This is a genomic window from Klebsiella sp. 141251 (assembly GCF_050600725.1).
Taxonomy (GTDB): domain Bacteria; phylum Pseudomonadota; class Gammaproteobacteria; order Enterobacterales; family Enterobacteriaceae; genus Klebsiella; species Klebsiella aerogenes.
Window position 1 is genome coordinate 253,493 of the sequence record NZ_JAQIRG010000007.1, and the last position, 14,741, is coordinate 268,233.

Genomic DNA, 14,741 nt, shown 5'->3' on the forward strand with positions numbered 1-14,741 from the left:
AAAAAATAACAACAGTAATGACTAACTCATATCAAGGAATGCGAATGAACAAGCGCCTCTGGCTGCTCAATCCCCTGCTGCTGGCCACCGCCCTGCCTGCCTTTGCCGCGCAGGCCGCCGATGAAGACGATATCATCGTCAGCGCCAACCGTAACCACCGTACCGTCGCCGAGATGGCGCAAACCACCTGGGTGATTGAAGGCCAGGAAATTGAGCAACAGGTTCAGGGTGGTAAAGAGTTTAAAGACGTCCTCGCGCAGTTAATCCCCGGAATAGATGTCAGCAGCCAGGGGCGTACCAACTACGGCATGAACATGCGCGGACGCGCCATCGTGGTACTGATCGACGGCGTGCGCCTCAATTCATCGCGCACCGATAGCCGCCAGCTTGATGCCATCGATCCGTTTAACATCGAACATATTGAAGTTATTTCCGGCGCCACATCGTTATACGGCGGCGGCAGTACCGGCGGTCTGATTAATATCGTCACGAAAAAGGGCCAACAGGAACGCCAGGTGGATCTGGAGCTGGGTGGTAAAACCGGCTTTGCCAATAGCAACGATCATGATGAACGGGTGGCGGCGGCCGTCAGCGGCGGTACCGATCATGCTTCCGGCCGTCTATCAGTGGCGTATCAACGCTTCGGCGGCTGGTATGACGCCAACAATGACGCGCTGATCCTCGATAATACGCAAACCGGCTTACAACATTCGGACCGACTCGACGTGATGGGCACCGGAACCATAGAAATTGATGACCAGCGCCAGCTCCAGCTGGTCACGCAGTACTATAAAAGCCAGGGCGATGATTATGGTCTGAATCTGGGCAAAGATATGTCGGCGGTGCTTGGCGAAAGTAAAGCCTGGACCTCTAACGGGCTTAACTCCGATCGCGTGCCCGGCACCGAGCGTCATTTGATCAGCCTGCAATATTCCGACGCCGACTTCCTCGGCCAGAATCTGGTCAGCCAGATTTACTACCGCGATGAGTCGCTGACCTTCTACCCCTTCCCGGCCTTGAGCAAAGGTAAAATCAGCAGTTTTTCCGCCTCACAGCAGGATACCGATCAGTACGGCGCTAAGATCACCTTCAACAGCCAGCCGCTAACGGGATGGGATCTGACCTGGGGCGTTGACGCCGACCATGAAACCTTTAATTCCAACCAGATGTTCTTCGACCTGGATAAGGCGATGGCTTCCGGCGGCCTGAATAATCAGTCTGCCTATACCACCGGCCGTTATCCTGGCTACAGCATCACCAATCTTGCGCCGTTCCTGCAAAGCAGTTACGACCTGAACGACATCTTCACCCTTAGCGGCGGCGTGCGCTATCAATGGACGGAAAACCGCGTCGATGATTTTGTCGGCTACGCGCAGCAGCAGGATGTCTCTAAAGGCAAATATCAGTCGGCGGATGCCATTCCTGGCGGTAAGACCGATTATGATAACTTCCTCTTTAATGCCGGGATCGTCGCCCACATTACCGAACGCCAGCAGACCTGGTTTAACTTCTCTCAGGGCGTCGAACTACCGGATCCGGGCAAATATTACGGTATCGGCAGCTACGGCGCCGCGGTCAACGGCCATCTGCCGCTGGTCTCGAGCGTTAACGTCGGCGACTCGCCGCTACAGGGGATCAAAGTTAACTCCTGGGAACTGGGCTGGCGCTACACCGGCGACAACCTGCGCACGCAGCTTGCCGCTTATTACTCGACATCAGACAAAACCATCGTAGTTAACCGCAGCGACATGACCATTGATGTGCAATCGGATAAACGTCGCATTTACGGCGTGGAAGGCGCGGTGGACTACTTCGTGCCTGATAGCGACTGGAGTCTGGGCGCTAACTTCAACGTGCTGAAATCGCAAGTTAAAACCGATGGCAGTTGGCAGAAGTGGGACGTCACCCTGGCCTCGCCGTCGAAAGCCACCGCCTGGGTCGGCTGGGCGCCGGACCCGTGGTCGCTGCGTGTGCAGAGCCAGCAGGTATTTGATTTAAGCGACGCCAGTGGCAATAAGCTTGATGGGTACAACACCGTCGATTTTATCGGTAGCTATCTGCTCCCGGTGGGTAAACTGACCTTTAGCATCGAAAACTTGCTGAACGAAGATTACGTCACCATCTGGGGACAGCGTGCGCCGCTGTTGTATAGTCCAACCTATGGCAGCGCCGGACTGTACGAATATAAAGGACGCGGCCGGACCTTCGGCCTGAACTACGCGTTAACGTTCTGATAAAAAAAGCCCCTCAGCCTGAGTGATTGAGGGGCTAATCGCTTAAAACTGCTATTTTACGCTTTGTTATTCAGAATCAGCTGACCGTTGCTATCGAGAGGTATTTGCGCCCCCGGTTGATGGTCCATGCGAATCTTGCCCTGCTGGTCGCCGATTTTATAGGTGACGTCATAACCAAGCATTTTTTCCGACTTATCGTAGACCGTCTTACAGCGCTGCTGGGTGGTGGTATAGGTGTCGTTTTCCTGCATCGAGCCCTGAATTTGGTTACCAGCATAGCCGCCGCCCAGCGCGCCGACGACGGTTGCCACGCTACGACCGCGACCGCCGCCAAACTGATGGCCAATCACGCCGCCGGCGACCGCGCCGAGAACGGAACCGGCAATACGGTTTTCATCCTGAACCGGGCGACGATGGGTAACGGTGACGTTACGGCACTCCTGACGCGGCGTTTTTATGCTTTCTTTTATTGGCGTACTGGACACCACTTGCGCATATTGCGGGCCACGATCTAATACATTGAGACCGGCAACGGCGGCGACGCCCAACGCGGCGGCAACGCCAATCCCAATACCCGCCAACATTGATTTATTCACGGGAGTTCCTCCTTCATTGCTGTTACTAGCAATTCTGCGTTCTGCTCAGGGGGTATGCAAATCAGAAAGCGGATGAAAAATGCGGGAACCTACGGCAAATCAAGGGGATTCAGAGGATTCCTAACGGAAAGTTGCGATTCAGGCAGAAGGATATGCTGTGTTTTCAGGATAGCGTCGCGATGACGCTATCCTGATTACTTGCCGCTTAGTGCAGCTTGAGACGCGGACGAATAATACGGTTAATACGCCCCACCAGCATCATCAGGCCGGTTTTGAAATAGCCGTGTAACGCAATCTGATGCATGCGATACAGCGAGATATACACGAAGCGCGCAATTCGCCCTTCAACCATCATCGAGCCGCGCATCAGGTTGCCCATCAGGCTGCCAACGGTGGAGTAGTTAGAAAGCGACACCAGTGAACCGTGATCTTTGTAGACATACGGTTTCAGCGCTTTGCCTTTCATCTGCGCCAGAATGTTATTCAGCGCGCAGGTTGCCATCTGGTGCGCCGCCTGGGCGCGTGGAGGTACAAAGCCGCCTTCCGGACGAGCGCAGGAGGCGCAATCGCCGATAGCGTAAATATCCGGATCACGGGTGGTCTGCAGCGTTGGCTCAACCACCAGTTGGTTAATGCGGTTGGTCTCCAGGCCGCCAATCTCTTTCATAAAATCAGGCGCTTTGATGCCCGCTGCCCACACCATCAGGTCGGCATCAATAAACTGCCCGTCTTTAGTATGCAGGCCGTTAACGTCTGCGCTGGTCACCATAGTCTGGGTCAGGACACGAACGCCAAGTTTGGTCAGCTCATTGTGCGCGGCGCCGGAAATACGCGGCGGCAGCGCCGGAAGAATACGTTCGCCGGCTTCGACCAGCGTCACGTTCAGCGCTTCGTTGGTCAATCCTTTATAGCCATAGCTATGCAGCTGTTTCACCGCATTATGTAGCTCAGCGGACAGCTCAACCCCGGTGGCCCCTCCGCCGACGATAGCGATATTGACCTTACCGTTCGCGCCGAGGTTTGCAGAATACTTGAGGAACAGGTTAAGCATTTCCTGATGGAAACGGCGCGCCTGGTGCGGGTTATCAAGGAAAATGCAGTTTTCCTTCACCCCAGGAGTATTAAAGTCATTGGAGGTGCTGCCCAGCGCCATCACCAGCGTGTCGTACGGCAGCTTACGCTCGGCAACCAACAGCTCGCCTTTCTCGTTACGCAGTTCCGCGAGGGTAATGGTTTTCCCTTCGCGATTGATATCCACCACCGAGCCTAGCTGGAACTGGAAACCGTGGTTGCGCGCGTGCGCCAGATAGCTCAGCGCGTCAACGCCTTCATCCAGAGAACCGGTCGCCACTTCGTGCAGCAACGGCTTCCACAGGTGGCTATGGTTGCGGTCCACCAGCGTAATTTTCGCTTTTTTGTTGCGGCCCAGCTTTCTACCCAACTGAGTAGCCAGTTCCAGTCCGCCGGCACCACCACCTACAATAACGATTCTTTTCAATGGCGTAGTCACAAGACCCCCTAAAATTATTAACCAATTGTTAATTAAAAGTTATCCAAATAGCTCTTAGTTAACAATAGGTTGCAGCGATGAAACCATTCAGCAGCACCGAGAATAGCATGAACGGAACATTGGTCATACCAAAATTGATGTACATCAAGTTTTACCGCATATTTTTTAAACGAACAACGTCAATTATGGACAAGAAAAAGCCCGCGGCGTTTGCACGCCGCGGGCTGAATAAGTGAAAACAGGATTAACCGAGGGTCTTAAAAGCCTTTATTCGCTGCAGGTGCGGCGAAAGACTTTTAAATTTATGCGTCTGTTCTTCATCCCAAATGATTTCGTAATAATGATGCAGCAAGTCAGCCGAGCGTTGGCTATCCAGCGCCTCATCATGGCGTGATAGCACCACCAGGCAGCGGTCGCGATTTTTTTCACGGAAGTTGTTCACGCACTTGGTGGCGATATCCTGATACTCTTCCGGCCTGTCGATTTTCCCTTCCATGTTCTCGTGAGGGAACAGATTCGGGTTGAACACGGCCTGGCGAATATCACAGAGAAAACCAATCCTTTCCGCCCAGTAGCCACCTAACCCGACACCGCATATCAGCGGCCGATCGTCGGCAGTGAGCTGCAGCATTTTGTCGACTTCCTTCAACAAATGCTGCATATCATGTTTTGGATGGAGCGTACTGTAGCTAATCAACCGTACGTCAGGGTCGATAAACTGCAGCTGCAGCACCTTTTCATGGTTACCGGGGCTGTTAGAGTCAAAACCGTGTAAATAGATAATCATCGTATCCTCACCAGACAACAACGCCCTTCAGGTTAATTACGCAGACTTCGCTTCTTGCCAGCGCGCATGGAGCGCCTCCAGCTGTGCGTTGACCGTCTGCCAACGCGCGGAATCTCGCAGTTCCTGACGGGTAAATGAACCTTTATGATACAATTTTGTAACACGCTCTGCTTTGATCGGGGACAGGTTATCCAATACGCTCACCGCGCCTTTACGATTATTGCAGACCAGGATCATATCGCAACCGGCATCGAGCGATGCCTGCCCACGTTCAGCATAGCTACCCATGATCGCCGCTCCTTCCATCGACAGGTCGTCAGAGAAGATGACGCCGTCAAAGCCCAGCTCGCCGCGCAACACCGTCTTCAGCCAGTATTCGGAACCACTGGCCGGACGCGGATCGATATCAGGATAAATCACGTGCGCCGGCATAATCGCATCCAGCCGTTGTTCATCGATCAGACTTTTGAACACCGCCATATCTTTGGCGCGAATTTCCGCCGCCGGACGCGGATCAATCGGCGTCTCTTTGTGTGAATCCGCCGTCACCGCGCCGTGGCCAGGGAAGTGTTTACCGGTGGTTTTCATGCCCGCAGCATGCATACCGTCAATGAAATGGCGAGCCATCGCCAGCGCCTTTTGCGGGTCTTCATGCCAGGAGCGTTCGCCGATCGCGGCGCTGATATGGCCGACATCCAGCACCGGCGCAAAGCTGATATCAATATCCATAGCGATCATTTCACTGGCCATCAGCCAACCGGCTTCTACGGCAAGCTTACCGCCCTCTTCCATCCCCAACAGCGCCGCAAAAGACTGCGCGGCGGGCAGGCGAGTAAAACCTTCGCGGAAACGCTGCACGCGCCCGCCTTCTTGATCAACCGCCACCACGAGATGATTCCGCGAGGCCGCGCGGATTTGGCGTACCAGTTCACGCAATTGCGCCGGATCGTGGTAGTTGCGGGTAAACAAAATTAAGCCGCCAACCAAAGGATGAGCCAGAATCTCACGCTCTTCCGCATCCAGTTCAAAACCTTCGACATCCAACATTACCGGACCCACACAGACCTCTCTTATCCTTTGTTTTCTGTTTCTAACTGACGCCATGTCGCATCCGCCAGCGTAATAAATTGCCGGTCGCCGCTCTGCTGCCAGCGCCGTTCATACCATCCCGCCATCAGCATGAGCACCCACGGTCGCCAGCGTTGTATTTGCCGCCGCAGCTGTCGCTCATCAAGCTGCGCGAGCCGTGAATAGTCTTTAAGCAGCTGGCAACGCGTAGGGGCATCGCACCATACCGCTGCCAGTTCAAGCGCGATATCGCCGTCTCCGGCATACTCCCAGTCAATCAAGCACAGGCCGTCGTCGCGGTGAATGATATTGCCGGCGTGGACGTCCATATGCAGAGGCGCCAAACGCAACGGCTGTGGTTCTCGCCGGCGTAATAACCGTTTCTGCCAGCGTAACCACAAAATCGTACGCCGGGCCGGATCGCACTGCTGCCAGTACAATTCAAGTAATGGCGCCAGCTCGACACGCCAGCCAAAACGCGGCTGTTGATGCAGATGATACAATAAGCCGGCAAGTGAAGGGCACTCCGGCAGCGCGCTTTTCACCTCCCCTGCGCAATACTCCACCACCATCCAGCACGGCGAAAAGAATACCGGCGCCGGCGACAGCGTCGCGGGGAGGCGCTGAAGCGCGCGGTACTGGCGTAAAAAATGGCTGAGCGGCGCCTGCGGATCGTGTGGCTGGCGCAGCACCAGCCGACGGACGCCATCGCTGATAATACAGCTGCCGCCGCTAAGACCGTTTTCAGTCAGCGCGGCGACAGGTGAATAGCGGGGGAAAAAGCGCGACAAGAGCTCGTCGCGCGTAAGCTTATTGTTGCTGAACCGCACCTTTGCCTGACCAGATAATCTCGCCGGACTGCACCAGCATCAGTTGCATTTTCAGCTCCGGCGAGTTGACGTTACCGGTGGCATTCGAGTACAGCACGTACTGAGCGCCAACGGTGCGCGCAATTCCCATCGCTTTGCTGCGGCTGCCGAGACTATCCTGCGGCGAAAGACCTAATTGTTGTTTCGCTACGGAGAGCTGCTGCGGGGAGACCAGCGTAAACTTGCCGTTGCCCGCCAGCGCATTGCGCAGCGCGGAGGTCGCTTCAGACGCGTTCAGCGATCCGTTGGTACGGTTATTGACGCTATCCACCAGCAGAATACTGCCCGCGTTCACGCCGCCCGCCTGCAGCATCTGGCCGATCATCGGTTGCACAGCGCCGTCCCAGTTGTAGTGGCGCACGCGCGGCGCAGGCTGAGAGGGCTGTGAAGGCTGCTCGCTGCCGTGTTCGATTGGACCCGGCTGCGTTGGCACCGTCGGCACGGCAGGCACCGTCGGCTGCGGCTGCGCAGGTTGTTCCGGCTTCGGCTTGACCTCCTCGACTGGCGCAGGTTCATTACGTTGTCCCACACAGCCTGCCAGGAATATCGCCAGTGCAGTGATTAACGCATAGCGACACATTTTAATCATTATGATGACCTCTTAGAGATAAAGATAAAGGCGGGCTTTGTGCGCCCCGAGAATATTTGCACTGCCGTAGAGCACAACGGACGAGTGGGCGGGAACCGTCACGCTTCGCGCAGGCTCCAACGGATGCATCTCCAGCCCATGAGCGTCATACCAGAAAAAACGGTAGTGCACAGTAATGGGCTGTTGCCGTTCGTTAAATAATCTTGAGGTAGCGGTGGCCTGAATTTCCGAGGCGGTGACCGACGGTGGATCGGCGCTGATACCCGCCGCCAGAACGCTGGATTCCATCACCAAAGTCTGCTGTTCGCCAACCGGAATTTCCGGGCGCGAACTACATCCGGCCAGCAGCGCCGCCAGAATCAAAACGCCTGAATAAGCAGCGCGCATCGGTTTAGCCTTTATGCGCCAGCATCGGGCCTAACGGACGGCCGCCCAGCAGGTGCATATGAATATGGTAGACTTCCTGGCCGCCGTGGCGGTTGCAGTTAACGATAAGGCGATAGCCGTCATCAGCCAGGCCTTCATCACGGGCAATCCTGGCCGCGACGGTCATCATACGGCCCAGCGCCAGTTCGTGCTCGCTCGTAACGTCGTTCACGGTCGGAATCAGGATATTCGGGATAATCAGAATATGAGTCGGCGCCTGCGGAGAGATATCGCGAAAAGCGGTGACCAGCTCATCCTGATAAACAATATCCGACGGGATTTCCCGGCGAATGATTTTGCTGAAAATCGTTTCTTCTGCCATGACTGATTCCTTATTAGTTTTATACCGTGCTCCGGCCTGCCTCTGCAGATAAACACGAATGCACAGGATCAGCTAAGAGTATGAGCGACTTCCTCCCTCTCTTTCAACCTGAATGCAGTTTTTCTTATTCAACTATAGACTTAGCTGCTGAGGGAATAAGCATTTCTCCCCATTTTCCTGCCATTGCCAACAATGAGCAGAATACCGACGTAAAAAAGGCAGCCATTTGGCTGCCTTAGTCTCCCCACACTACGTCTTAGCTGTTGCGGATGTATTCATCCATTTCGGTTTTCAGGTTATCGGACTTGGTACCGAAAATGGCCTGAACGCCAGAACCTGCAACAACTACGCCAGCAGCACCCAGTTTTTTCAGACCAGCCTGATCAACTTTCGCTACGTCAGCCACGCTCACGCGCAGACGAGTAATACATGCGTCGAGGTTAGTGATGTTCTCTTTACCGCCGAAAGCAGCAATCAGAGCTGGGGCCATTTCACTGGTAGCGGCGCCTTTGCTGTCTTCAGTGGCATCTTCACGACCCGGAGTTTTCAGGTCCAGCGCTTTAATCAGCACACGGAAGACTACGTAGTACACGATCGCGTAGCAAATACCGACAATCGGGAACAGCCACAGCTTGCTGCTGTTGCCGGACAGAACGATAAAGTCGATCAGACCGTGAGAGAATGAAGTACCGTCACGCATACCCAGCAGGATACAGATCGGGAATGCCAGGCCTGCAAGAATCGCGTGAATGATATACAGGATCGGCGCAACGAACATGAAGGAGAACTCGATCGGCTCGGTAATACCGGTCAGGAACGAGGTCAGCGCAGCGGAGATCATGATACCACCGACTTTGGCGCGGTTCTCTGGTTTAGCAGAGTGCCAAATCGCGATAGCTGCAGCCGGCAGGCCGTACATTTTAAACAGGAAGCCGCCAGACAGTTTACCCGCAGTCGGGTCGCCGGCCATGTAACGCGGGATGTCGCCGTGGAACACCTGACCTGCAGCGTTGGTGTATTCACCAATCTGCATCTGGAAAGGTACGTTCCAGATATGGTGCAGACCAAACGGTACCAGGCAGCGCTCAATGAAGCCGTAGATACCGAACGCCACAACCGGGTTCTGGTAAGCCGCCCATTGAGAGAAGGTCTGGATGGCGGAACCGATCGGCGGCCAGATGAAGGACAGGATCACGCCGGTGAAGATAGCGGCGAGACCAGAGATAATCGGCACAAAGCGCTTGCCCGCGAAGAAGCCGAGATATTCAGGCAGCTTGATACGGTAGAAGCGGTTGAACATGTAGGCTGCAATCGCACCGGAAATAATACCGCCAAGCACGCCGGTATCAGCCAGGTGTTTCGCTGCGATTTCCTCAGCAGGTAAATGCAGAACCAGCGGCGCGACTACCGCCATGGTTTTCACCATGATGCCGTAAGCTACGACTGCAGCCAGTGCGGATACACCGTCGTTATTGGTGAAGCCAAGCGCAACACCGATTGCGAAGATCAGCGGCATATTGGCGAAAACTGAACCGCCTGCTTCTGCCATGACGTGGGAAACCACGGCAGGCAGCCAGCTGAAGTTGGCAGAACCGACGCCCAGCAGAATACCTGCGATAGGCAGTACGGATACTGGCAGCATCAGCGATTTACCGACCTTCTGCAGGTTAGCAAATGCATTCTTAAACATAATTGAGAGTGCTCCTGAGTATTTGGTACTTTTTTACGTTTTCACGCATTGGCCCGGGGGGAGAACCGTGCCGTGGACAGGACATCTAAGCGCCCTTTATTTATTACACAGAGTAAAATAATTAACGCGGAGATTGTTTGACGGCTATCACGTTTCATTCAGTCAACATATAAAAATTTACACTGATTTACATAATGTGTATCTGTATGTTGCAGAAATGCGTTCACCGCCTCTGTCGCGGCGGTGAACTTTACTCGCTTTGAGTATTAATTACGAGCCTTAAAATAATAGAAAGATCAGGCAGGTTGCAGTCTGGCAGGGTCGATGTGGAACAAGCTGGCAAAGTTTTCGGTGGTTTGTTGCGCAAGTTGCTCCAGCGACACGCCCTTCAAGACCGCCATGTATTCGGCGACATCACGCACCATCGCCGGCTGATTCTCTTTACCGCGATGCGGTACCGGCGCCAGATAGGGCGAGTCGGTCTCTACCAGCAGGCGATCGAGCGGCACATAACGCGCTGCATCTCGCAGCTGTTCGGCATTACGGAACGTGACGATACCGGAAAACGAAATATAGAACCCCATATCGAGCAGTTTACCCGCGGTCTCTCTATCCTCTGTGAAACAGTGTAGTACGCCACCGCAATCCGTCACGTTTTCTTCCTGCAAAATTGCCAGCGTGTCGGCGCGCGCATCACGGGTATGCACAATCACCGGTTTATTTAATTCGCGGCCAATGCGAATATGCTGACGGAAAGACTCCTGCTGGCGCAGTTTGGTTTCCGGGGTATAGAAGTAATCGAGCCCGGTTTCCCCCATCGCCACTACGCCCTCTTCCGCCGCCAGCGTACGCAGCTCCTCATAGTCATACGCTTCATCCTGGTTCAGGGGATGCACGCCGCAAGAAAAGACAACGTCATCGCGCTGGCCGATTAATTCACGCATCCCGCGGTATCCCGGCAGCGTCGTGGCGACCGCCAGGAAAAACCTGACATCACGCGCGGCGGCTTTCGCCAGAACATCATCGACGTCTTTATGCAACGTTTGATAATCCAGGCCATCAAGATGGCAGTGGGAATCGACTAAAAACATATTCTTATTCTCAGAGATGCGAGACGGGCAGAACCGCCCCGGGTTGCAGGTAATGTTCCCAGCGCAGAAGGCGCTCGGTGAGCAGCAGTTCGCGATTGACGCCGACCACGCTCAGCAACTGTTCGCGACAGGCGCTAACATCGCGCGTGATAGCCTCAAGACGTGGGCCCGAAAGTGTTTGCGCCAGCTGGTTAACCAGCGTCCAGGCATCCGGATTACTCAGAAGCGAAATGCCCTGCTGCCTTTTTTGCGCATCCAACAGCAGCGAAGCCAGCCAGTGCAGGCGCACCGGAGCCTGTTCGTGATTAAGAACCGGTAATAATGACAGCCAGTCGCCGCTGGTTAACGCGCTCGCTAGCGCCTGGCAAAGCTGTTGTCGCGGCGCCCAGTTGGCTTCTTGCAGTAACGCCAGCGCTGCCGCGGGTGCGTTAGCGCTGAGGCGCAGCGCTGCCAGTAAAGTATCTTGTGACATTGTCACTTCGCGCTCTAACCACCCTAATGCCCAGGCTTCAGAAGGCGGAGCAAGGTGATATGAGAAGCACCGGCTACGCAAGGTGGCGAGTAGACGCGCCGGCTCCTGACAGGCCAGGAAAAACCAGGTGTTTTCCGGCGGCTCTTCCAGCGTCTTCAGCAAAGCATTCGCGGCAGCATCGGTTAACAACGTCGCATCGTTGATCCACACCACCTTCGCGCCGCCAAGACGCGCGCGCTCATAGAGTTTTTCAGTGATGCCGCGCACCGCATCGATGCCTAGCGCGCTCTTGCCTTTCTCCGGGACAAGCGTGTAGTAATCAGGATGGGTGCCGGCCTGCATAAGCTGACAGCTATGGCAATGGCCGCAGCTTTTATGCCCCTCCGGCTGGCGGCACATCAGGAATCGGCATAATGCGTAGATAAGCGCATCGCCCCCCATTCCCGGCAACGCCTGCAGTAATAACGCATGGTGACCCCGTCCTGCCTGATAACCAGCGACTAGCTGCTCGAAGGACGGGCGTAACCACGGATACCATTTCATGCGCGCTGCTCCGCAACCCATTGCGTGACAACCGCGCGAATGTCGCGCTCAACCGCTTCCAGCGGCTGCGTCGCATCCACCGTGCGGATAGTCGGATCCTTCGCCGCCAGCTCAAGGTAGCGCGCGCGGGTACGATTAAAGAAATTCATCGACTCCTGCTCGATTCGATCCAGATCGCCGCGCGCGCGCGCGCGCTTGAGGCCGACCTCCGGCGTCACGTCAAGGTAGAGCGTTAAATCAGGGCGGAAATCGCCGAGCACCGCATCGCGTAGCGTCGCCAGCATTCGCTGATCGATACCGCGTCCGCCGCCCTGGTAGGCCTGAGTTGAGAGATCGTGACGGTCGCCAATGACCCATTGACCGCGGGCCAGCGCCGGCTTGATAACGGTTTCGACCAGCTGTACGCGGGCAGCGTAAAACATCAGCACTTCCGCTTTATCGTTAATGACTTCATCGCCGGTAGACTGGATATCCAGCACCAGGCTGCGCAGTTTTTCAGCCAGGATGGTACCGCCCGGCTCACGGGTAAACACCATATCGCGGATACCCAGCTGTTCGAGTGTCTCAACGACCAGATTGCGTGCGGTCGTTTTCCCCGCCCCTTCCAGGCCTTCGATGACGATATAGTTACTGCGCATTTTTTTCCTTAAGTACTTTTAAATAGTCCTGAACCGAACGGTTATGGCTGGCCAGATTGGTATTGAACGTATGGCCGCCTTTTCCGTCGGCAACAAAATAGAGGTACGGCGTTTTCGCCGGATGCGCGGCCGCATTGAGAGACGCTTCGCCCGGCACGGCGATTGGCCCTGGCGGCATACCGCTAATCACATAGGTGTTATAAGCGGTCGGCGTCTCCAGATCTTTACGCGACAGTTTACCATTATAGCGCTCTCCCATGCCGTAAATTACGGTAGGGTCGGTCTGCAAACGCATGCCAATGCGTAGACGGTTGATAAAGACCGACGCCACGCGATCGCGCTCGGCAGGAACCGCGGTCTCTTTCTCAACGATAGAGGCCATGGTCAGTAACTGGTTTTGATCTTTATACGGTAGATTATCCGCCCGCCCTTCCCAGGCTTTCGCTACCGCAGCGACCATTTTCTGGTGCGCGCGTTTAAGAATGGCGATATCGCTGGTATTGGCGGTGTACATCCAGGTATCCGGCCATAACCAACCTTCAACCCAATCGGCGTGCTCAAGACCCAGCGCTTTGGCCACCGTTTCGTAACTGTCGTCTTCTAAAGTGTGCTTCACATACGGCGCATCGCGTAGCTGACGCAAATAGTCGCTAACGCGCATCCCTTCAACAAACCGTAGCGGGAACTGCGCTTCTTTACCGCTCGCTAAAAGCTGCAGCATCTCGCGCACCGTCATTTGCGGTGTGAAGCGATAGGTACCCGCTTTGAAATGAGAAAGTTCAGGTTCGACGCGCAGCAGCCACTGGAATACGCGTGGACGATTAATGATTTTATCGCCATACAGCTGCTGACCAAGCACCACTCGCCCGGTTCCTGGCTCAAGGGTAAAGATGGTCTCTTCTTTAATAAGCAACTTACTATCTGCCAGTTGGCGGACTTTCCACATACCTGCCGCTGCGGCAATACCGAACACCACGACTAACAGCAGGACAAAACGTAACATTTTCTTCATGACTAACCAGGCAGCTCACACAATGGGGCTAAAAAATGGTAAAGATCGCGTTCAGACCAACAGACGTCATCCCAACGACAAACCGGTACCAGCGGCATAAGCGCATTGCAAATCAGCACTTCATCGGCATCGCGCAGTACATCAGGGCGCATGGATACTTCGACAACCTCAAAAGAAGAACGTGCCAACATAGCCATACAGTGCTGGCGCATAATGCCATTAACGCCCGCCTGATCGAGGCGCGGCGTGAACACCTGGCTTCCTTTACGCCAGAACACATTCGCGGCACAGCATTCCGTAAGCCACCCGTCGCTGTCAAGAACCAGCGCCTCATCGGCGTCCGTCTGCTCAAGATGAGAACGAATTAAGACTTGTTCGAGGCGATTAAGATGTTTGAGCCCCGCCAGCGAAGGATTGCGCCCCAGGCGGATCGGGCTTAACGCCAGAGTTATTCCCTCTTCTCGCCAACGCGCATAATGCGCGGGGAAAGACGACACACTCATCATGCGGGTAGGTTGAATGCATCCGCTCGCGCTATATCCCCGACCTCCTGAACCACGCGTAATGATCACCTTGAGGACGCCTTCACGATGCGACTTTGCGAGTTCTTGCATCTCTGCGGCCAGCATTTGCCACGCAGTAAAAGGAATAAAGAGTTTTTCGCACGTATCCTGCAAACGGGCCAAATGGGCATTGAAGAAGGCTATCTTACCGTTGATGATTCGTGAGGTGGTAAAACAGCCATCACCGAATTGAATAGCACGGTCGTTAGCTGCCAGTACACTCTGCTCGACACCATTTATCAAGAACATAGGGGGCTCCTCTCACCGGTGGCACAGTGTCTCAGGATAAAAAGCAGAGAACAAGCGGAGAAAACCGAATAAAAAAAGACCC

The 14,741-nt window shown here is 54.8% G+C and carries 15 protein-coding genes; 1 reads left to right on the top strand and 14 read right to left on the bottom strand.

All coding sequences use genetic code 11. From position 1 onward, the window contains the following. Window positions 1-44: 44 nt before the first annotated feature. Window positions 45-2,234: a TonB-dependent siderophore receptor gene (locus PGR09_RS17510; protein ID WP_430916354.1), complete on the top strand. Its 2,190-nt coding sequence runs from the start codon at window positions 45-47 to the stop codon at window positions 2,232-2,234. Between the two features lie 56 nt (window positions 2,235-2,290). On the opposite strand, the gene PGR09_RS17515 is transcribed toward PGR09_RS17510, so the two are convergent. The 14 genes from PGR09_RS17515 to pabC form a co-directional block, all read right to left on the bottom strand. Continuing rightward, complete coding sequence (locus PGR09_RS17515; protein WP_052671546.1) at window positions 2,291-2,830, bottom strand: glycine zipper 2TM domain-containing protein; 540 nt, start codon at window positions 2,828-2,830, stop codon at window positions 2,291-2,293. Between the two features lie 205 nt (window positions 2,831-3,035). Beyond that, window positions 3,036-4,340: an NAD(P)/FAD-dependent oxidoreductase gene (locus PGR09_RS17520; protein ID WP_015367177.1), complete on the bottom strand. Its 1,305-nt coding sequence runs from the start codon at window positions 4,338-4,340 to the stop codon at window positions 3,036-3,038. 244 nt (window positions 4,341-4,584) lie between these two features. After that, window positions 4,585-5,127, bottom strand: a complete 543-nt coding sequence (gene ycfP, locus PGR09_RS17525; protein WP_047046860.1) for an alpha/beta hydrolase YcfP — start codon at window positions 5,125-5,127, stop codon at window positions 4,585-4,587. A 36-nt stretch (window positions 5,128-5,163) separates the two neighbouring features. Beyond that, window positions 5,164-6,174, bottom strand: coding sequence for a beta-N-acetylhexosaminidase (nagZ, locus tag PGR09_RS17530; protein WP_161801943.1), 1,011 nt, complete (start codon window positions 6,172-6,174; stop codon window positions 5,164-5,166). Between the two features lie 23 nt (window positions 6,175-6,197). Further along, on the bottom strand, window positions 6,198-7,025 hold the full coding sequence (gene thiK / locus PGR09_RS17535) for a thiamine kinase (RefSeq protein ID WP_047046866.1): 828 nt from the start codon (window positions 7,023-7,025) through the stop codon (window positions 6,198-6,200). Then, on the bottom strand, window positions 7,006-7,644 hold the full coding sequence (lpoB, locus tag PGR09_RS17540) for a penicillin-binding protein activator LpoB (RefSeq protein WP_430916368.1): 639 nt from the start codon (window positions 7,642-7,644) through the stop codon (window positions 7,006-7,008). The genes thiK and lpoB overlap by 20 nt, the downstream gene beginning before the upstream one ends. Window positions 7,645-7,665: 21 nt before the next feature. Next, window positions 7,666-8,040 carry a YcfL family protein gene (locus PGR09_RS17545; protein ID WP_045393699.1) on the bottom strand — a complete coding sequence of 125 codons (375 nt, stop codon included), beginning with the start codon at window positions 8,038-8,040 and terminating at the stop codon, window positions 7,666-7,668. A gap of 4 nt (window positions 8,041-8,044) precedes the next feature. Next, complete coding sequence (gene hinT, locus PGR09_RS17550) at window positions 8,045-8,401, bottom strand: purine nucleoside phosphoramidase (protein WP_047046872.1); 357 nt, start codon at window positions 8,399-8,401, stop codon at window positions 8,045-8,047. A 256-nt stretch (window positions 8,402-8,657) separates the two neighbouring features. Further along, window positions 8,658-10,091: a PTS glucose transporter subunit IIBC gene (gene ptsG, locus PGR09_RS17555; RefSeq protein ID WP_045393695.1), complete on the bottom strand. Its 1,434-nt coding sequence runs from the start codon at window positions 10,089-10,091 to the stop codon at window positions 8,658-8,660. Between the two features lie 296 nt (window positions 10,092-10,387). After that, complete coding sequence (locus tag PGR09_RS17560) at window positions 10,388-11,182, bottom strand: metal-dependent hydrolase (protein ID WP_047046875.1); 795 nt, start codon at window positions 11,180-11,182, stop codon at window positions 10,388-10,390. 10 nt (window positions 11,183-11,192) lie between these two features. Beyond that, window positions 11,193-12,197, bottom strand: coding sequence for a DNA polymerase III subunit delta' (gene holB / locus PGR09_RS17565; protein ID WP_047046878.1), 1,005 nt, complete (start codon window positions 12,195-12,197; stop codon window positions 11,193-11,195). Then, a complete protein-coding gene (tmk, locus tag PGR09_RS17570; RefSeq protein ID WP_430916355.1) occupies window positions 12,194-12,835 on the bottom strand; it encodes a dTMP kinase in 642 nt (213 codons plus the stop codon). The genes holB and tmk overlap by 4 nt, the downstream gene beginning before the upstream one ends. Then, entirely contained in the window at window positions 12,825-13,847 is a 1,023-nt protein-coding gene (gene yceG, locus PGR09_RS17575) for a cell division protein YceG (RefSeq protein WP_020079144.1), read from the bottom strand. Before yceG ends, tmk begins: the two co-directional genes overlap by 11 nt. A gap of 2 nt (window positions 13,848-13,849) precedes the next feature. Beyond that, window positions 13,850-14,659, bottom strand: a complete 810-nt coding sequence (gene pabC, locus PGR09_RS17580) for an aminodeoxychorismate lyase (RefSeq protein ID WP_430916356.1) — start codon at window positions 14,657-14,659, stop codon at window positions 13,850-13,852. Window positions 14,660-14,741: the final 82 nt, after the last annotated feature.